The sequence below is a fragment of the Tindallia californiensis genome (genome assembly GCF_900107405.1).
GTDB classification, from domain to species: Bacteria; Bacillota; Clostridia; order Peptostreptococcales; family Tindalliaceae; genus Tindallia; species Tindallia californiensis.
The window spans coordinates 198,003-218,165 of the sequence record NZ_FNPV01000006.1; the positions used below are offsets into that span (position 1 = coordinate 198,003).

At 44.7% G+C, this 20,163-nt stretch carries 14 protein-coding genes; all 14 read right to left on the bottom strand.

Annotation, left to right across the window (positions count from 1 at the left end; translation table 11 throughout):
• Window positions 1-47: 47 nt before the first annotated feature.
• Window positions 48-737 (bottom strand): DUF4956 domain-containing protein, encoded by a 690-nt coding sequence (locus BLV55_RS09955; RefSeq protein WP_093313939.1) that lies wholly within the window; start codon window positions 735-737, stop codon window positions 48-50.
• A 161-nt stretch (window positions 738-898) separates the two neighbouring features.
• Window positions 899-1,678 (bottom strand): polyphosphate polymerase domain-containing protein, encoded by a 780-nt coding sequence (locus tag BLV55_RS09960; RefSeq protein ID WP_176968364.1) that lies wholly within the window; start codon window positions 1,676-1,678, stop codon window positions 899-901.
• Between the two features lie 346 nt (window positions 1,679-2,024).
• Entirely contained in the window at window positions 2,025-4,127 is a 2,103-nt protein-coding gene (locus tag BLV55_RS09965) for a copper amine oxidase N-terminal domain-containing protein (protein WP_093313943.1), read from the bottom strand.
• Window positions 4,128-4,278: 151 nt separating this feature from the next.
• On the bottom strand, window positions 4,279-6,540 hold the full coding sequence (locus BLV55_RS09970; protein ID WP_176968365.1) for a copper amine oxidase N-terminal domain-containing protein: 2,262 nt from the start codon (window positions 6,538-6,540) through the stop codon (window positions 4,279-4,281).
• Between the two features lie 908 nt (window positions 6,541-7,448).
• The gene (locus tag BLV55_RS09975) at window positions 7,449-7,802 is read right to left on the bottom strand and encodes a four helix bundle protein (protein ID WP_093313947.1); all 354 of its coding nucleotides are present in this window, start codon (window positions 7,800-7,802) and stop codon (window positions 7,449-7,451) included.
• Between the two features lie 72 nt (window positions 7,803-7,874).
• Window positions 7,875-8,117, bottom strand: a complete 243-nt coding sequence (locus BLV55_RS09980; protein WP_093313949.1) for a type II toxin-antitoxin system RelE family toxin — start codon at window positions 8,115-8,117, stop codon at window positions 7,875-7,877.
• Window positions 8,095-8,331: a hypothetical protein gene (locus BLV55_RS09985; protein ID WP_093313951.1), complete on the bottom strand. Its 237-nt coding sequence runs from the start codon at window positions 8,329-8,331 to the stop codon at window positions 8,095-8,097. Before BLV55_RS09985 ends, BLV55_RS09980 begins: the two co-directional genes overlap by 23 nt.
• Before the next feature lie 493 nt (window positions 8,332-8,824).
• Window positions 8,825-10,003, bottom strand: a complete 1,179-nt coding sequence (locus BLV55_RS09990) for a copper amine oxidase N-terminal domain-containing protein (protein WP_093313953.1) — start codon at window positions 10,001-10,003, stop codon at window positions 8,825-8,827.
• Window positions 10,004-10,397: 394 nt separating this feature from the next.
• Entirely contained in the window at window positions 10,398-11,414 is a 1,017-nt protein-coding gene (locus BLV55_RS09995; RefSeq protein WP_176968366.1) for a copper amine oxidase N-terminal domain-containing protein, read from the bottom strand.
• Window positions 11,415-11,432: 18 nt separating this feature from the next.
• On the bottom strand, window positions 11,433-11,555 hold the full coding sequence (locus BLV55_RS15025; RefSeq protein WP_093314110.1) for a type III toxin-antitoxin system ToxN/AbiQ family toxin: 123 nt from the start codon (window positions 11,553-11,555) through the stop codon (window positions 11,433-11,435).
• Window positions 11,556-11,896: 341 nt separating this feature from the next.
• The gene (locus BLV55_RS10005) at window positions 11,897-13,498 is read right to left on the bottom strand and encodes a CTP synthase (RefSeq protein WP_093313957.1); all 1,602 of its coding nucleotides are present in this window, start codon (window positions 13,496-13,498) and stop codon (window positions 11,897-11,899) included.
• A gap of 107 nt (window positions 13,499-13,605) precedes the next feature.
• Entirely contained in the window at window positions 13,606-15,018 is a 1,413-nt protein-coding gene (locus BLV55_RS10010) for a S41 family peptidase (protein WP_143033189.1), read from the bottom strand.
• A gap of 196 nt (window positions 15,019-15,214) precedes the next feature.
• On the bottom strand, window positions 15,215-16,777 hold the full coding sequence (locus BLV55_RS10015; protein WP_093313961.1) for an S-layer homology domain-containing protein: 1,563 nt from the start codon (window positions 16,775-16,777) through the stop codon (window positions 15,215-15,217).
• Window positions 16,778-16,977: 200 nt separating this feature from the next.
• On the bottom strand, window positions 16,978-19,884 hold the full coding sequence (locus BLV55_RS10020; RefSeq protein WP_093313963.1) for an S-layer homology domain-containing protein: 2,907 nt from the start codon (window positions 19,882-19,884) through the stop codon (window positions 16,978-16,980).
• Between the last annotated feature and the right edge of the window lie 279 nt (window positions 19,885-20,163).

Sequence of the window (20,163 nt, forward strand, 5' to 3'; positions counted from 1 at the left end):
ATAAAAGCTGATCCAACTGCCTTTTCATCTCTTAACTGCCTTTTCATCTATTCCATCATTTGCTGGTCTAAGATCAGTGAAACATTAAGGTTTCCGTTGCGGGCACGAACTTCGTCCAGCATTTCTTTCTCGCTGATGCCTCGTTTGATTTTTACGCTGTAGACCAGTTCAAACATGGTGCCAAGGCTAGTGGTACGAACGCTGAGAAAGGTTGATTCATCGGTGAATTTACGTAATACATCGTCGTAAAGTCCTTCGTAGTTCAGGTTTTCCGGGATGGTGATTTTTAATAGTTTGGCTTTATCTTCTCTTCGACCAAAATCCGTGCCTTCCAGGATGAAAATCATCAGGCTGAGGAGGATGGTCAGTAAGGCGGCGGCGGTAAAAAGACCGGAACCACAGGCCAACCCTACGCCCATGGAGAAGAAGATAAAGGCCACGTCTCTGGGATCGCGGATGGCACTACGGAATCGGATAATGGACAGAGCTCCTGCCAAAGAGAAGGCTCGCGCGATATTGGAACCGATGACGATAATAATGACGGAAATAACCACCCCAACAATGACCATGGTGTGGACAAAGCTTTGGGAATAGAATCTTCCTTTGTGGGTACGTATGTAGGTGTAACCAATAATCATTTGTAAGACGAAACAGATGAATATGGTAAATAAGACTTCCACAGCGGTGGCTCGAGCGCCGATTTCGTGGAGTCGGAGTAGTTCTGTTAGTTGTTCCATGTTGATCCCTCCGTTTAGAAAGTTGGTCGGTTGGTCACAGTCAAGAGTGGGGGAGGCATCACAGTGGGTCCCCAAAGTGCCTCCTGTTCTTTATCTTTTCTCTTTAACCTATTCCCTGTAACCTGTCACCTGCTTACTTGTTACCTATATCTTTTGAACTCTTAACTTTTAACTTTTATCTGCTTTTCCAACTGTTTTTCTAACTGCTTTTTCATCTGTTTTTCTCTTATTTCCGGTGCGTGGTAACTGTTGGAGTACTTGGAGAAGGTTTGCTTTCGACATTCCAGCTCTGAAATGGTACTGGCCAGCCAAAGGGGAATGGCTTTATTGGTCTTAACTTCCAAAACCACTTTCCCGGTTGATAAATAACGCTGATCTCCGCCTTGCTGATGGGGTTCCAACAGGGTGTGGCGTTTGGTGAGATGACGGTCAAAGGTAACTCTTAGATTTTCATCAAAAATCCCCATATAGGCTTGCCGGTCGTAGGAAATCACTACCCGGGGTTCCAACTGGTAAAGCTGCATCAGAAAGTGGATTTCACGTAGGATCTGGGCTTCTGTGGGAAAGATTTTTATCATTTCTTCCAAGGTTCTTTCCCCTCGGGTCCAAGCATAGGCTTCGCCAATGGTTATTTTCGCTCGCCTTTTGTTGACGTATTTGGAGAATTTTTTCTTTATTTCAAAAAAACAGGTGTCCCATAGGTTGGGGGTGTTGTATACTCGCAGCCTTAATTTTTGGCGAAAGCGTTCACCACGAAGGTATTCATCCAGAAACAAGTTTTCCCGGGTATCAAAATAGAGGCTGCTAATCCGATAGGTGGCGTTATCATCTGTATGTTGATCCCGCTTCATATGAGGGGTGATGAGCCGAAGAAAGTTTGCAGCGGTTTCTTCATTTATTAGGTATTTGAATTCGTATCGATTGAAAAAACGCTCGGACAAGCTGTATCCCCCTTTCCCTAACCCTCTCCCGTCAAGGGAGAGAGAACTTGTTTTATTGAGACTAGCCGTCACAAGAGTTAAGGCAAGGAGCACAGTGGGGACGGCTTTAACCTATTCCCTGTAACTTGTAACTTGCTTACTTGTTACCTGTGTCTTTTGAACTCTTAACTTATAACTAATAACTCTTATCTGCTTTTCTAACTGCTTTTCCAACTGTTTTATTCATTGTTTGGCACATACATTATACGGGAAATACGTTTGCTACGCAAGGTTTCAAGGCTTTTTATTAGAAGAACAAAAAAGCAGACTCCCTTTTTATAAGGAAGTCTGCTTTTTTATTTAATGTCTAAAATTCAAAGGTTACGGTTTCTGCATCTTCATCCCATTGGAATTCGATACCTAATCCTCTTGCAAAGCGGGAGATAGGAACAAAGGTTCTGTTCTCAAGGATGATGGCTTCGGCTCCCATATCCCTCTCTTCTCCATCTACGGTCAGCATGGCACTGCCAATGGTCATGACCATTTCGCTGTCTTCTGAAGTGACGGTAACGGTTTGAGCGTCTTCCTCCCATACCACTGCTTCACGGGGAATGCCAAGGGCTCGTGATACATGGGCGACAGGCACCATTAAACGTCCTTCTTCTATAAAGGGAGCAACGTCCAGTTCATAGCTTTCTCCATCTACATAGTAGGCATTTTTACCTAGGCTAAAGACTGCCTGGGTGACGCGGTTAAGGGCCACCTGCAGGATTTCAAGTTCCTGAAAATACTCCTGATCAAAGTATGACTCTACCGCATTATTTACCAAGGCATCTCCACCTACACTGAGGCTATAAGTGCCCAAGGCTGGGGTACCTTCTACGGTTACTGGTGTTTCTGCAACATGAATCTGAGAAGCAACGCTGCTGTCTGTATCGATGGTTATCTTGAGTAAAGAGCCTTCTATTTGGATATCTCCAATTTCTAGATCTCCAGTTTCTACCTGAACTTCTGGTGTTTCAGCCCATTCGCCGATGCCCAGATCAATTTCTATTACTCCTTCCATCAATCCTCTGTAGGAGCTTTCAGTGATTTTGATTGCTGGCGAAAGGTTTTCTTCATCATCTGCTACGAAAACTACCGGATCTGCATCGATCCTTACGGGTTGTACTGCTTCACCCAAAGTAACGGTAAGCGGTTCTGGTATGCCTCCTCCGGCAATGGAAGCTTCTATCTCCCCTTGAGCAGAAGGATGCAGGGTGGTTTCTATCATGATTTCAAAACGCATTTTATCTTGATTTTCCCGTTGAGGGATAAAGGAAAAGGCATGATCTCCTGCTGTGAAGTCTTCTGTCTCCACGCCCATTACCTTGGTAATGGCAACCCAATCTGGAAAAACAACATCCACCAATCGACCAGAGCTCATGGAAGCAAAAATTTCTTCTTCAATGACTAGTGGCGCCAGCTCATAGCCTTCGCCTTCTAAGCTATTAAAACGGCCTGCATATATAGTAGGTTTAGACCCTTCTGCCTTGGCGGATACGGTGTAGTCCATGTATTCTGCAACGGTTAGTCTTTGATTGCCTAAAATACCAGCGGTGATTACCTGTACATCCCCAAACCGTTGACCATCCGAGGTAATAGCCAGCCCTTTAAGGTGAATGGATCCTCTGGTGGTATCTTCTGATCTTTGAAGGCCAAGATCTGTTGGAGAAAAAGAAATTTCTCTATCCTCTGGCATCCAATCCTTCAGGGTAAAGCTGGCACTTCCATGAAAAGATCCTTCTCCTTCTATTTCCAAGTTTGAGTTTTCAACCCATTGGAAGCCCGGTGGCAATCGAAAACGCATTGTACCGTCTTCAGGAATAGACCCTGCTGCTGTCTCTACAATGCGGATGTCTTCTAAGGCTGCTGTTTCCCTAGGGCCAAAAGTTGTTTTTTCCCCGGTTCTTACAATGGCCTCTGTGGTGACGCCTTCTGCAAATACAAACTCACCGGCTGAAACCATACTGTTTAAGGGGTCGATGGTGACGGTAGCTTCTCCTTCTTTACTTACGGAAGCCTTCAAAGGGATTCTAATTTCATCAGCATCACGTCCCACATCTGCCGGATCCAAGGAAAACCTAAGATCTAAACGTGTGGAAGATACTCGGCTAATATTAACGGAAAAGTTGTTGCCATTGGCAACTCGGCTCCCCTCCCGATAATAACGAAACTCATATGGATTCCACTCTTCTGCCGGAGCCCATTCTGCATTCTCCAGAGTTAATCGGATATGTTGCTCCTCTGTGCCCATATCCCCTCGGTCATCCTGGATGCGTAAATAAGCATCCCCAGAGGGAATCGCTTCTTCCGTTGCAATGACCGTACTTTCTCCCACGGAATTTTCCGTAGCCGCAAAAGTGGCCACAGGCACTATTAAGGACATTGCCAACAATATGGATACCATTCTTCTTTTCATTTTATTCATTCCTTATCCTCCTCATCAATTTATCTTTTGCCGATCATCTGTATAGATACCCTAAACAAGAAAAGAGAAACAGGAGCTTTCATGTTGTTTCGACATAGGAAAAGAGCCCGCCGAGGCGGGCTCTTTTTGTAAAGAGAATTACTGCTTTAATTTACTTTTCTTCGTGGAAGGTTACCGTTTGAGCTGCTGCATCCCACGTGTAATCAATTCCTAAAGCTCGAGCAAATCTGGATACTGGTACAAAAGTTCTTTCGCTAACGATGGTTGCTGCTGCTCCCATATCGGAAGGCACACCGTTTACTAACATAGTTCTGCTACCAATTTCCATTTGCATTACTTTGTCTGCATAGATGGTTACTGTTCTAGCATCGCCATCCCATACTACAGCGTTTCTGGAAACTCCAAGAGCTCTAGATACATGAGCAACTGGAACCATTAGTCTGTTGTCTTGTACGAATGGAGCTACGTCCATTGTCATTTGCTCGCTACCTACCATGTAAGTTGTTTGACCAACTGTCATGGAAACTTCTTCACGAGTTACGTCTTCTTGTAAGTTGATTGGAGTTCCTACGGATACGTAGTCAGCTCTGAATACTCGACTAGAGAAGTCTGCTTCTTTAAGGATTTCTGCAACGTGATCATTAACAGTATTATAATTTGTACCTGCTAAGTTAGTGTTAGATCTCCACTCATCTTGAACTCCGCCACCAAAGAATTGGTAGTCATCTGCTCGACCGATTAAATCACCATCATCTGTGATGTTTTCGATTACAGCAGTTCCTCGAACATCAATTTGGTACTCGCCCATTGGAGCGCTTCTGTCAACGTCCATTTTGATGTTGTAGAATCTAAGAGTTGAAGCTTCAGTAGACTCAACATCAATTTCAACTTCCATACCTACGCCGCCACCATAAGTGTCGTCGTCTTTAAGTTCGATATCACCTTCTACAACTTCAACATCAAATCCATCAATTCGAATGCTTCCGCCATAGGTTTCACGTAAGTGTAATCTTAACATTCCATCTTCCATTAAAGCGCCTGCTTCTGTCTCAGAAATAAGGATTTCTGGAGCATCTTGCTTCATAGTACCGATAGAAAGCATTTCAACTTGCTCTCCAACTTCAACGGTTACTGGCTTTTTAGCTACTGCTAAAACTTGTTCCATCTCTTCAATACCGCCACCGCTGATTTTAATCATAATGTCTTCTGTTCCATCAAAAGGAGCATTTCCATTAGCCGTAAATCTAACGTTGAAAGTCAGTTCATCTTCATCGTCTTCGATGGTGTAAGAGAATTCATTTTCTCCATCTTTATCAAGAGAAATAGTTCCGTCTTCTGCATCATCAGAAGCTTCTACATCAATAACATGTATCCAATCTGGGAAGATAAAGTCGATGTCTCTTCCTGAAATAAAGGAATTATCAACAGTTTCTTCAATTGTAAATTCTACTTCGTATTCTTCGTCGTTGTTGTCAAATAATCGACCAACAAAGAATTCTTTTTCGCCATCTTCTTCTGCTTCGAAAGCAGCTCCAAAGTCCATGTATTCTGCAATCACTAACCCGCTTTGGTTGCTAATATCGCCACGTCCTGTTAAGTTAACAGAAACTTCGCCATAGTTAGCATCACGAGTTACGTTGATTCTTGAACCAATAATGATAGATCCTCTGGAAGCAGGTGCACTATTAACTGTAAAGTCAATAGACAGATCTCTTCCGTCAGTTTCAGTGTCAGCAGCGTTAATTTGAATTGCTTCAGCTGCTGTAGTTCCAACATTAGTCCAACCTTCAAAACGAACGATAGTACTTCTTCCTAGAGTTCTTTCATTTGCTTCTATAGTAGAAGCTGGTACTCCAGTAGTTGGTAATGACACTACAGTTCCACTTTCATTGATGTAGTCATCACCTGATTGATGGATTAAAATATTTTCCCACTCAAAGTTGTTTGGAAGTCTTAATCTTGCACGGTGAGAATCACCACTTGATAAAGAACCTGTGGTAACTTCATCGATGATGATGTCCCCAGCTCTTTGGTAACGACCTCTGGAGATATCTTCCACATCGTCTACAAAAGCTGTAGTTTCACCATCAGCCACGATAGCAAATGTGTAAGTTCCACCTGTCAAGTTACTGTTTTGCTGGTCGATGGTTACTCTTGCTTCGCCTTCACTATCCATCTCAGTGTAAAGAGGGATATCAATTCGAAGGTCATCGCCTGCATTCGCTCTTGTAAATCCACTAACGGTTACTGTTACAGAAGTATCTGTACGACGGCTTACTCTTACCGTTCCGTCAGTTCCAGGAACCCCTGGGTTTCCTACTGCACCTTGAACTCTGGTATCTGCTGCAATATCAGCAATATTAACAAAGTCTGCATTGGTCAGGTTTAAACGGAAAACCTGTGTTTCCATCATGACAGCACTTGAATCTCCATCAGAGAAATCACCCGTGCTATCTTCTTCGATTCTTAATTCTGGTGCATCACTTGAATCAAATACGTGCTCATCGTCAACTGTTGGTACATAGCTAACGCTGTTGCTGCTTGCTGCGGATACACTCATAGGCATAATAACACTAAAGAGCATAGCTACAGCTAAAATTAAAGCAATTCTTTTTCTCATTAATTATTTTCCTCCTTTTAATATGGTTTGGCCTTGCCTTAGGTGTTTTACGAGCCTATGTTAGGTCAGTCAAGCCGGCAAGATCTTAAGTATTGGTCTTTGACTTGGCTCGTATGATTGAGTGTCTTACAGACTCCCCCCTTTCAGTACAGGTTTCGAATCTTTCTTCTTCAGGTTCCGGCGAAGGTTTACCTTCTGAAGCTGCCATCGTCGCCGGCACCGAGAGAAGGGTGAACTGCGCAACCCTCCATCATGTGGACAATTATATCACCAGGGTAAAGCAAGGTCAATGAACTTTACAGCTTTGTAATGAAGCTGTAAAGTTCAGGTTACAGGTGAACAGGTTATAAGTGATAAAAACCAAGTAACAGGTGTACAGGTTATAAGTGATAGGTTAAGTTCAAAAGATTAGTGACCTGTAACTGTTCGACTGTACCTTTACTTTGTTGCTATATTCATCCCTCATGATATGATCTGTTTTCATTATACTCTTTTAGTTGGGGGAATACCATTACAAGGGTGTTACAAATATACAGGTTACAGGTGAACAAGTTACAAGTGATAGGTAAGTTCAAAAGATCTAAAACCTGTACCCTGTAACCTGATAACTTTTAACCTGATTTTTGTACCCTGTAACCTGATAACTTTTAACCTGTCTTTTTAACCTTTAACTTGTAACCTGTAAACCTATAACCTGCTTTTTATACCCTGCTTTTAAGTTTTATTACAGCCGACGTCAGCATTTTGTTCAATTCAAGGCATTCGGCTTTTAATGGTGCTGCTAAATCCTCTTCTATATAGCCTGTTTGAATTAGCAGATCCAGCCAGTAGTCTGTTTCAGCTGCTTCTTTATGACAAAGTGTCAGTTTGTAAAGAAAGTCTTTGGGTGTTTGTGCACAGGTTGCTTCCCTGTAGTTTGCTCCAATACTGGTGCCGGAGCGTAGGAGTTGTTTGGAAAGGACGTATTCCTTTTGTTCGTTGGTGAGGTATTTGTAAAGGTTGACGATTCGAATTGCAAATGCAAATGACTTTTCTCCTATAATGGACTTTTTCATCGGTCGGCTCCTTTTGCTGTTGATTAAGTGGTTTACACCCAGAAAAAAAGGCCAATTCGGCCATCATCATTACTACTTATATATATCTCCTCGTGTATCGACCCTTACAATCGTTATGTTTTCTTCGTCTGCCTGATAAACAACTCTGTACTTTCCAATTCTTAGTCGGTAAATATTGTCCAGTTTTTTTCCGTTCAGCTTCTTAATATCGCCACGAGGTATCTTTTCAATTGCTTCCAGTATTCTGCTGCGGGTTTTATTGTCATAGGAACCCATGGATTTCGCTGCATTTTTAAGTATAATTATTTCTCTCAATAGATTGTTCCTCCATGAGCTTTTTTGTTTCCTCTATTGTATACCGTTCTTCTTTCTCCAGCAATTCTAGAATCTCCTCTTCCTCTTCATCCTCCATTATAAGTTCACTTTCTTCACGGCTTTTTAGGAAGAGCAGAAAGTCGATCACTTCTCCAGCCTTTGTTTCCGGCATCTCATCAACCAGTTTTTTAATAATATCTTTCGCTGTATTCATCATTTCACCTCTTTCACAGGTTTAAATCTTCTGAACTTCACCTGTAACCTATAACCTTTTCTCTACAACCTGCCTTTAAAGGATTTTAGGTTGGTTTAGTAGTTTAATTATACCACAAAAAGCAGTTGATAAGCGAAAAGGTTATAGGTAATAGGCGAAGGAAAACCGAGAAGGGCAAGTGGAGCTGAACCAGTACCAGCTTGCAGGAACAGTGATGCCGACTGAAGCTCCTGAGTTCTACAAGAAAACCTATGACCGTGCTGTCAGAAAACCCAGTGTATGGACGGCAGAGTGCATCGTACAGTGCGACAGGAGGTCGCACTGCCGCCCGCTAAGCCAGGAGGGCGATTCGGGCGGGTAGATGCGGTCAACGTTCAGACACTCTGGTTTTCTCAGCTAAGGGAATGAGCTTCCAGTTAGAACCAGGAGCAAAGGAGGCAAAAATGATAAAAGCGACCAGAATTCTCTGGTCGCTTCTTTAAATCTAATCCTATTATTCTGTCACTGTAATTTCCATTTCTAATGTTGCATCATTAAGAGATGTGAAAACAACTACTGTATCTTCCACTGTTAGTGGGGTTCCTTCTTCAATACTGGATTCAACTCCGTAATCAAAGAAGTCTTCTGCGGTTATGGATGTTCCACCATGACCAGCATAAATTCCAAATTCTAAGTCTGTAAAATCAAGGGATTCTCCAACTTTATACTCTGTTTTTGGAGTTTGTAAAAAGTACATGCTGTTCGGTATTACATCTGGATCTTCTTCATGATATGGAGTTCTTTCATCAGCTACTTCTGCATCCGTTGCTGCTTCTTCCTCTTCAGCATCTTCGTCAGCATCTGTTTCTTCTGTTACCGTTTCTTCTTCAACGGCTTCTTCTGTTGCTTCATCTTCGTCCATTTCTTCTGCTGCGTCTGCATCTTCGTCTACGTCAGCTGCTTCTTCTTCACCTTCAACCGCTGGTGTAATCACTACGGTTTGGGTTTCTCCGTTCCAGTCTACATCAAAGCCAAGGGTTCGGCTGATAAAGCTTACGGGTACCACGGTTCTTCCTTCAAGGATGACGGCTACGGTATCCATTTCAACTTCTTCGCCATTGACAACAGCAATATTGGAATCGATGGTTAATAGGATAACGGTTTCGTCTTTGGTGTAGGTTACTTGACGAGCATCTGCATCCCAGTCAAAGGAGGCACCAAGCTGACGGCCTACAAAGCTTAGGGGTACCATGGTTCTCCCGTTTTCGTCTGCGTAAGGAGCTGGGTTTACTTCGACATGCTCACCGTCAATAATGGCAATGTTGTTGCCTAAGTTAAGCTGGATTCTTTCTGCTGCTACTACTTCCTCTTCCATTTCTTCTTCTGTTTCTTCAGCCGCTTCGTCTTCTTCTACGGCTTCTTCTTCCTCTGTTGCTTCTTCATCTATTTCATCGTTTTCTTCTACGGCTTCTTCTTCTGTTGCTTCTTCTACATCTTCAGCAACTTCTTCGTCAGCTTCTGTTGCTTCTTCTTCCTCATCTGTATCTACCTCACCGTTTGCTTCTGCTTCTACGGCTTCTTCCTGCTCTTCTACTTCTACTTCATCTTCCATGTGCTCGTCTGCATAAACGGCGAATGAGCTAAAGACTAGCATGAAAACTAATAATACGGCTAACAATCCTCTTTTGTTCATTTAAGTCACTCCTTTTTTTATTGTTTTCTAATCGTTATAGGCGAGTTCCATTATACCAGAAAAGGAGTTGTTTGAATTTTACAATCTTGTTACAAGAGGAAGGGTAAAAGCAGTTGTAAATGCAGGTTAAAAGTGAAAAGGTTATAGGTTATAGGTAAGTGCAGGGGAGAAAAGCAAGTTAAAAGCTAACAGGTTAAAGGTTAAAGAGAAGTTCAAAAGACGGGTAAATCAAAGGGATAAGAAGAATAGGTTGCAAAACACATGGGCAAACACATGGGGACGGTTCTGCTGTGTTTATCTTTTTCCTATAACCTGCTAACCTGCTAACCTGCTTACCTATAACCTGCTTACCTATAACCTGCTTACCTATAACCTGCTTACCTATAGCCTGCTCCTATAGCAGTGTAATCACTTTATCGGCTTCGAAATAGCCATGTTCATAGTCTTCTGGGGTGGTGACCAGTAGGTAGATCCAGGTAGCAGAACGGATATCGGCATGAACATCTTTTAGGGTCAGCTGGCCGGTCTGGGTTAAGGTCACGCCGACGTCTTCCGGGTTCCATTCTTCATGAAAACCAAGCACTGCCATAAAATTCCACTCTATAGGAACGTCTGTCAGGTCTACTTCTTCGCCTTCTTCGTTATAGCCGGTGACGCTATACTCTCTGGTAACAGCCCTGCTTCCGGAGAGTGAAATGCGTTCGGGTCCAGAAATTTCTAATCCTTCAAGGGTCGCAGGATCTGCCAGGTCGGATACTTCTGGAAGTGGTGCTGGCTCTGGCTCTTCAGATTCTGATGCCGGTTCCTCGTCTTCCGCTGCTGGCTCTGAATCTGGTTCTGGCTCTGGCTCTGAATCTTGATCTGAATCTGGTGCTGAATCTGGTTCTGATGCCGGTTCCTCTTCTGTTGATGGATCTGTTGTTTCTTCAGTCGATTCATCGGTGATGGTGATGGTTTGGGTATCTGCTTCCCATTGAACATGAAAGCCCATGGTTTCGCTGAAGAACCGAAGGGGGACCAGGCTTCGTCCGCTTTCCCGGTGAAGTACCGGAGGGGTTGATAGGTGAATTTCTTCTCCATTTTTAGTGGCCACAGTGCGGCCAATGGTCAGAAGGACGGTTTCTCCTTCCGGGGTGTTGTAAAATACAGAGGAACCAACCGGATCCCAGGTAACTTCGGCTCCCAGGGCTTCGGCTATAAAGCGAAGCGGTGTAAGGGTCCGATTGTCGTCACTAAGATAAGGGGCCACATCTAATGTTACTTCTTCGCCGTTGATGGTGGCGGTGGCGATGTCTGGTTGAAGCTGGATAATGGTGCTTTCACCATTGTCATCGGCATAGGCACTGATACTGGTACTGGTAACGAGCAGAGCCAGTACCAAAAAAATGGTGATGGTACTTCTTTTAATCATTTGGGGTTCTCCCTTCATTTATGTGCTTTTGTAGGTTTGGCATTTGTTTTCAAGTAGTTCAAAATCGCAGCATCTTTTATTTAGCTTGGGTTGCTTTTTGCTGGTAACAATATTGTACAGTTTTTGCGCTTTTTTAACAATAACAAAAAAGAGAGCAGCCGAGCTGCTCTCACTTTTTTAGGCCTCATTTATACGGCCGAGGCTCCACCGTCTTTTTGTAGTTAAAATATAGCATTTTTAGAGGGTTTTGTCAAGTCGCCGTCGCAATGGGGACGAGCTCACAATGGGGACGGAGCTAATTTGCCCCGAAAATCCTGGAGCCTATTACCTCACGACCCCGCTGTGCCTTCAAACCCTCTCCCGCCAAGGGAGAGGGGACTATAACCTTTCACCTGTTCCCTTGTAACCTGCTTACCCTTTTAACAAACTGCTTTCCAACTCTTAACTCTTACCTGCTTTTCTAACTGCTTTTCTAACTGCTTTTATACCTGCTTTTCCAGCGCTGCTTTGACAAACTCTCTGAACAGCGGATGGGGCCGGTTAGGACGGGACTTGAATTCTGGATGAAACTGGCAGGCTACGTACCAGGGGTGGTCTTTCAGTTCAATGATTTCCACCAGTCTCTCATCCGGCGAAATACCGCTGATGACTAATCCGTTTTCAATTAGTTGATCTCGGTAACTGTTATTAAATTCAAAACGGTGCCGATGCCTTTCATAAATAAGTTTTTCATCATAGGCTTTTTCGGCGTTGCTTTCTGCATGTATTTTGCAGGGGTATAAGCCTAGTCGCATGGTGCCGCCTTTGTCTTCAATGTCCTTTTGTTCTGGCATGATATCGATGACGGGATGAAGGGCTTCCTGGCTAAATTCACTGCTTTGTGCGTCTTCAAGGCCGGCAACATGGCGGGCAAATTCCACCACGGCTAACTGCATTCCAAGACAGATTCCAAAGAAAGGTATTTTGTTTTCCCGGGCATATCGGATGGCGGTGATTTTTCCTTCCACGCCTCGTTCTCCGAAACCACCGGGAACTAGAATGCCCTGAACGTTTTCTAAGGTTTCTTTGACGGTATCTTCGTTTAGGTGATGGGCATGAACCCATTTAATGGTTACTTTTGAATGATGATGGATGCCAGCGTGGTTCAGCGATTCGGAGATGGACAGGTAGGCGTCCTGTAGTTCTGCATATTTACCAACAATAGCAATGCTGATCTGTTTTTCCGGATTTTTGTCCCGATACACAATGTTTTTCCATTCTTCCAGATCAGCGGTGCCGGCTTCTAGTTTCAGGAATTTCAGTACTTTTTCATCTAAGCCTTCTCCCTGCAAAAGCAGCGGTACTTCGTAGATGCTGTCGGCATCCATGTTTTCAATAACATAGTCTGGGTCTAAATTGCAGAAAAGGGCGATTTTATCTTTCATGTCTCTGGAAATTGGTTGCTCGGTCCGACAAACCACCATGTCTGGCTGGATCCCAATGCTGCGAAGTTCTTTTACGCTGTGCTGGGTGGGTTTGGTTTTTAGTTCTCCGGCTTTTCCCAGGTAGGGAACCAAGGTGACATGCATATACATGACGTTTTCTCGCCCGACTTCGTGTTTTACCTGTCGGATGGCTTCCAGAAAAGGTAAGCTTTCGATATCGCCGACGGTACCGCCAACTTCCGTAATCACTACATCTGGATGACTATCACTGCCAAGGCGATAAATGCGGTCTTTTATTTCATTCGTAATATGGGGAATTACCTGTACGGTCCCTCCTAGGTAATCGCCTTTTCGTTCTTTGTTAATCACTGACCAGTATACTTTTCCAGAAGTAACGGAGCTGTATTTGCTGAGGTTGATGTCGATGAATCGTTCATAATGGCCGAGGTCCAGATCTGTTTCGGCTCCATCGTCGGTGACAAAAACTTCTCCATGCTGATAGGGACTCATGGTTCCCGGGTCGATATTGATATAGGGGTCGAACTTCTGGATGGTTACTTTCATGCCTCTGCTTTTCAGTAATTGGCCAAGAGATGCAGCGGTGATGCCTTTTCCGAGAGAGGATACAACTCCGCCGGTTATAAAGATATATTTTGTCATTAGGATCTTCCTTTCGGGTTAATTATAAATTAAGGTGAAAAGTGGAAAGTGGAAGGCGGAAGATGATTTATATTTTTTCTACTTTCTGCTTTCTGCTTTCTGCTTTTTCAATTGATTTTCACTGGTTTTGCGTTTTCGTGAGAGCTTCGTTGTCCTTTCAAATAGTTAACAGCTGTTTTTAACTGAAGGTCTTGTTCTGGAGCGATCAACCACTGTTGAAACGCTCGGTTGAGACGCCGCTGGGTTGAGAAGTCTAAAACGCCGTAGCTAAAGATGCCTTGGGATCGTTGAAAATTAGCAACGGCTGTCTGGGTGGAGGAGCCAAAGATACCCTCTGGGTCTTCAATCGCATATCCCAGTAACTGTAGGCGTTGCTGAGCTGCCAGCACATCTTCGCCCTCGTCCTGTAGGCTTAATCGACGTTCTCCTCCTAAGGGTTTGATGTCTTCCAATTGGATCGAGGGGTGAAAGCGTTGCAAATCAATGTCCGGATAGATTCCTTCTCCATCAATGGCTCTTTTGAACGGACTGAAGTAGGCGGCTTCCGTCAGTTTGAACCCGCCGCCGGAAGGCAGGGGATAAAGTCTTTGAACAGAGCCTTTTCCGTAGGTTGGCTGGCCAATAATAATCCCGTTGGCTCTTTCCTTAAAGGCGGCCGCAAAGATTTCGGCCGCACTGGCGGTTCCTTCGTTGACAAGCACTACAGCGGTTTCGTAGGGGAGATCATCGTTAAAGGATGAGTAGGTTATTTCTCCTTCCCGATAAAGCACATGGGTGATGGGCCCGGGGGGAATCAGTAAACGACTGAAGCTTATTCCTTCATTTAGCAGTCCTCCCGGATTGTTTCTAAGGTCTATCACTAGCTTGCTTATGCCGGCTTCCTGAAAATCTTCCAGGATTTTCTTGGTAGTCCTGGTCGTATCTTCATTAAACTGACGAACTTCCAGATAGCCAATTTCTTCTTCAATAATCTGTGCATCGACACTAGATACCTGAATACTTTGACGGGTGATTTCAAATTCTATGATTTCCTCCTGACCAGAACGTCGAATTCCCAGTACCACAGTAGATCCTTTCGGGCCTTTGATTCGCCGGACAACCTGGTCCAGCGAAAGGGGGGCTGTCGGCATTCCATCAACGGCAACAATACGATCTCTTGCCAAAATGCCTGCTTCGAAGGCAGGGCTGTCGGGGATGGTTTCTGATACAATCACATCTCCGTTTTCCCTAAAAATATAAATGCCTACTCCTTCAAATGCTCCCTGAAATCCTTCGACCAGTTCTTTCATTTGTTGAGCTGAAAGGTAGTAGCTGTTTTCATCCAACAGATTTTCCAGGTTTTCCGGGGTGATGGTTTCCAGTTTTTTCGGTTCTATCGGGGTGACATAGTTGTGAAGTATGGCCTCCCGGATAATGCTGTGATCCTGCGCCGGTATGCTTTCTGTGGCGGAAAATGCAAAAACGCTGAAGAATAGCAGCAGCGTTAAGGTTAGGGTCAGCTTTCTGATGAGTGGTTTCACCGGTTTCACATCCTGTTCTTGAAATCTTTGGGATAAAATATCTATCTAACCATTATACGATATGAAAGGCATCATGACAATTATATCCGAAGGAAATTATGAAAAGGGACGGAAAATTTTCCGTCCCTTTTCAATCTTAGGTGCTTTAGAAATTTCAATAGTGATTTTTTCTTCTGCCGTATGATAAACAAATTACCTAAAAATTAAGGATTCGTTCTCGATAATCATAACGTAGGTCTTGTCGGAGGTAGTCAATAAAGTCGTTTAGTAAAATGGCGGTGTCGGCTTTGGTTAACTGGCGTTGTGGTTGAAAGTAGCCGCTTTGATCTGTGATTAGGCCTAATTCGCCGGCTAGATAGGCGGCGTCCCTTGCCCAAAGTGGAATCTGGGCGTCGTCCAGGTAGCCGGTACCGTATTGTTGGATGGGGGCTAGATGTTGGAATCCTAAAGCTTTGATCAGAATAGTAACGGCTTCTGCCCGGGTGATGGTACCGTCTGGATCAAACCGGTTTTGATCTACGCCGGCCATTAGGTTGTTATGATAAGCGGATTCAATATAGGGTCTGTAGGGATGTTCTTCTCCCACATCGGCAAAAAGGGTTTCTTCTCTGGTAGCTCTCTGGAAGGAAGGCCTTCTCTCCGGTTCATGTTTTTGTTCTGCGTGGCCGGTAGCAACGGTTAACGCTCTGGCAAACTCGGCACGGCTGATGGGCAGGTCTGGGCCGAAGGTTTCTACCTGTGCCGGAAATGCGTTAAGGCTGGCCAGGAAACGGATAGGTTCTTCTGCTCCATGGCCGTTGGTATCTCTCATTTGTGGAATGCTTAGCATTTCGTTGGTTGGGTTGCTGTCCAGAGTAAAACTGTCGGTTCCCAGGTTTCGTTGTCGATTAGGGATTCCGTCGGCACTAAAACGTGGGAGATCATAGCTGACTTTCAGAACGTTTTCTTCCTGTTCTGTCAAGCGATAAGCGCCTCGAAAACTGATCTGGGTTGGTGCGTTGTCCTGGTAGTGAGGACTTACGGTACGGTTATGAGCGGCCTGTACCTGGGCTGTTCCCTGCCAGCGAAGGGGTTCTTCCTCTCCGTTGGTATGTTCATAATCGATGTAATGGATCAGGGTTTGTGTGTCGATACTGCTCCATTGTTGATCGTAACCTACCCGATTTCCTCTGGTTTCAACGATGACACGACCTTCATCGCCGTTGATATGGTAGTATTTTCTTCCGTCCCAATTGCCAGCAAAATAGGTGGCGGCGGGCTTGGCATGATAAACAGAGGATTTGGACCATTGGTTATCTCGTTCGTCCGACTGGTAGGTGTTATCGTTGGCATTGATGGTTTCCCGAAAACGGGTGAGTTCATAGGTTTCTGTTTTCTGATCGCCGCCATTTTCCCGAAGGGTTTTTTCCATGGTCACGTTGCGGGTCATGGTAATTTCTCCATCAGCGCTGGAAAGGTTCCGATAATTATAGGTCACCCTCCCACCTCTGTCTGAAATGGTTAGTTCGCCTTCCAGTAATACTGGTTGTCCGGTAATAAAAATCATTTCCCGATAGATGCGTGGATCCTGAACGCCGCCTTCAAAGCCGGGGGTCTGAAAGGACGGTTCCTCGGCAAAGGCGGTGAGGGGCGTTGCTAATAAAGCAACTATTAAAATAACCATTGTAAGGGCAAGTGATAAGTGCATAGGTGGCAGGTGATCAGTTAAAAACTTTTTAGAGCTTTTTATACTGGTTATACTGGTAAACGTTGGTTTCATCGGGAAACCTCCTTTGTTCTTAAGTGTACCTTTTGGTAAAGATTGCCGGTGTCATGATTTCAGGTTTTGAGTCACAGTGCTTCTTCATGGCGTTTTTTCTTCGCGTCCTTTGCGTTCTTCGCGGTTCATTGCTTTTGAATTTGCATTTATTTTTTGAACTTCCCTGTAACCTTTAACCTTTTCACTTATCCCCTGCTTTTCTATTGCTCAATGACAATAACATAGGCAGAATGGTCGTCTGAAGCGGTTCGATTTTGTATTACATAGGCTTGGGCACCGCTTCGGATACGGTACATTTCTTCCGCGGTTATGGGGTCATCGTTCAGAAGAATAACCGCTGTGTGGGTATCGAATTCCTGTCGGCTTCGGACTGGTTCCCACCGACGACTAAGGCCATTCCAGTTTCTCACATTGTTCAATGTCAGGCTATTATTATCCAGATCCACTGTATCGACCACTCCCATGGCGCTATGCTCTGTCGCCATGGTACCGCCTTCGTATTCCTGAGCCCGGGGAGCCAGGTTGATAGCCAGGGCTTCCCGATGGGTGCTGTTACCGGTATCGGTTTCTCTGATAAGGAAGTAAGCGGTTTTGTCGTAGTAGAAGCGGTCTTCAATCCGTTCCCGAAGTTGACGGTTTTCAATATCCTGTGGATCAATAAAGCGTGTGTCCAGGAAAACGCCAGGGTTGATGGCTTCTTCCAGCTCACTGTCATAAATCAAGGTGTCTTCACTGAAATTTGCTCTTCTGGCACTACGCAGGCTTTCCCACCGATTTTCTTCCAGTCGCAAATAGTCCAGTTGGTAGCCAATGCGTCCTAGCTCTACCTGGTAATCAAATAAATCTTGTAGCCGAGCCTGATAAATAACCAGTCTGGTGCCACCAGGCCGTGGATCCAGCATTCCCTGATCTGTGATGCTAATCATGGCTGCGTTCCGACCGACAGGACTCATATCCGCCAACATGTAAATGTTTTGATCTTTGTTCAGGTTCAGTCGATCCACCAGTCGATTATTTTGAATCACAATGGTTCCCGGGTGAAAGTTAAACCTATTGTAATCGACTTCCAATTCTTCTGTAGCAAATTCCAAGCCTTGAATTCGGCTGTCATAAGCTTGGGTGCTTCCGTTTTGGGTTTGCAGCTTAGCGATACGGGGTCTGCCATAACTTTCTTCCACGGCGGCGTAAACCTGCTGTCCTTTCATGCGGTCTAGTTGTGCCAATGTGACTTCACTGGCTCCTTCAAAGAGTTGTCCGTTATTGGTTTGATACCGCACTATCGAATCGGAGTGGGGTACCCACCGGTTTTCATCAAAACGCTGAATATCTCGAAGGAGGACTTCGCCGGCCCGATTGTCTACGGAATCTACGGTGGCACGAATCATATCTGTGATATGCCGTTCATCATCTTCTACCCGAATCGTAGCGATTTCAGGGCTGTAAATATCATCAAAAAGGAGCAGTACCCGATCACCGGTCTTAATCTGATGAACCGGGGCACGGCTTCCATCTCGCTGTATCTGCGTATTGCTGGTGATTTGGAAGGTTTCCCGTGTTCCCTGATTTTGAATTTCAATGCTGTTTTCGTCAAAAAACAGCACATCGCCTACTTTAAAACGACTCTCCGGTGGAATATAGCCATGTCGGTCCGGATCTTCTTCCACTGTTCCCTGAAGACTATTTACCGTATTCCCCAGGCGGGATATGGTTACTTCCAAACCATGAGGTAAGTCTTCAAAGGTGGCAAGACGTCCATTAATGGTCACTCCTGTTCCCAGTGGCACTTGGAGATGATGTTCACGGTCATTAAAATCTCTCACTTTTAAGGTGCGTGTATTCGGGTCAATGCTTTCAATAAAACCAGTAAGTACAGGGGAAGCTTCTCCCTCCGGACTAGTGGTGACGGTCATGTATTTCACATGATTTTCGTCGGTTGTATAGTAAGTAACAGGGTCGCCATCAAAAATCTGATCCGACAGATAGATCTGGCTTTTCCGACGTACTGGCAGGTCTTCCCGCTGGGTTAATTCCAAGAGGGATGATGTGTTATCCGGATGCTTTACGGTGACCTGACGAGTGCGGGCTTGTGGATTGTCGGGAGTTTCAATCATCCGAAGATCGCTTACTTTACCTTGTCGAGGGGTGATTCCTCTTTGAGGAAGCCAGTCGGCAGAGGATTTCATCATTAAGGCTGCCATTTGTGCCCGGCTCATTGATTCAGCGGGTGAAAAGGTGTTTTCACTGGTTCCACTGATATAGTTGGCCTGTAAAGCCGCTTCGATAAGGGGTCTTTTTTCTTCATCAATCTGACGTCGATCGTTAAATCGTGCCAGTTGTGGTGTCTGACTAGGTTCTGCCGGTTCCAGATTAAGAGTTCTTGCAAACCAGGCGGCTACTTGCTGACGCTGAGCTGGTCGGTTCCAGGCCTTGCGGGTTTCCATCTGATTACGCAAGGCGTTTTCGAGTTCTGTTAATTCTGGTGAGGTCAGTTCGCTGTACAGATATTCATCTACCGCTTTGTTGACCTCTTCGTCCAACTGATCTATCTCTTCATCAGAAAGTTCCAGAAGGTCAGCGGCTTCTTCTTCTGTCAAAATGTTTTCCTGCTGAGCCAGCTCTATCGCAGCTACCAGCTGACGGTCGGCTTCTGTTCCAACAGGAACGCCGGCTACTTCTACCGCATCCTGTTCTGCTACCGCTTCTTGAAACTCATCCTCCATTCCTCGAGCCTTCAGAAGCACCATCAATGCTTCACCCGCTGTAATGGAACGATTAGGGGCGAATTGTCGGTTTCCGGTGCCGCTCATGACGCCAAGACCAGTAATGTCCAGGATCGATGTTGCTGCCCAATGATCTCCAATATCTGTATAGTTCATATCCCTGACTTTCTGAACCGCACCGGGAAGTCCCCGGTAACTGTCTACGGAGGTAAAAGGCGTAGCGGCGGTGACTGGCAGGAGGCTGGTGAGAAGGATCGTGAAGATTAAGGCCAGGGGGAGGATTTTGGGGTGTTTTGCTATGATCCCCCTCTCCCTAACCTTCTCCCGCCAAGAGAGAGGGGTTTTTCCGTTATGTAGTATTTTAATTTGATTACTTTGTATGCTCATTTTCCGACTCCTTATTATAGTTTTTTTAGTTCTTGGAACCCTTTCCCGCCAGGGGAGAGCTATTTGTTGCGATTTGTTTTCCTTGAACCCTCTCCCTCGACGGGAGAGGGAATTAAAAATCTTCAACACCCATTACTAAAGAGATCGGATTAAAGATCTTCAACACTCATTACAAAGAGAGTTGATTAAAAACTACGGTTCTTCCCGCAGGAAGCGTTTTTTTCTACGTCCTTTCTCCCGTTAAGGGAGAAAGAACCTTGGTTTTTCTTTTCCCTGTAA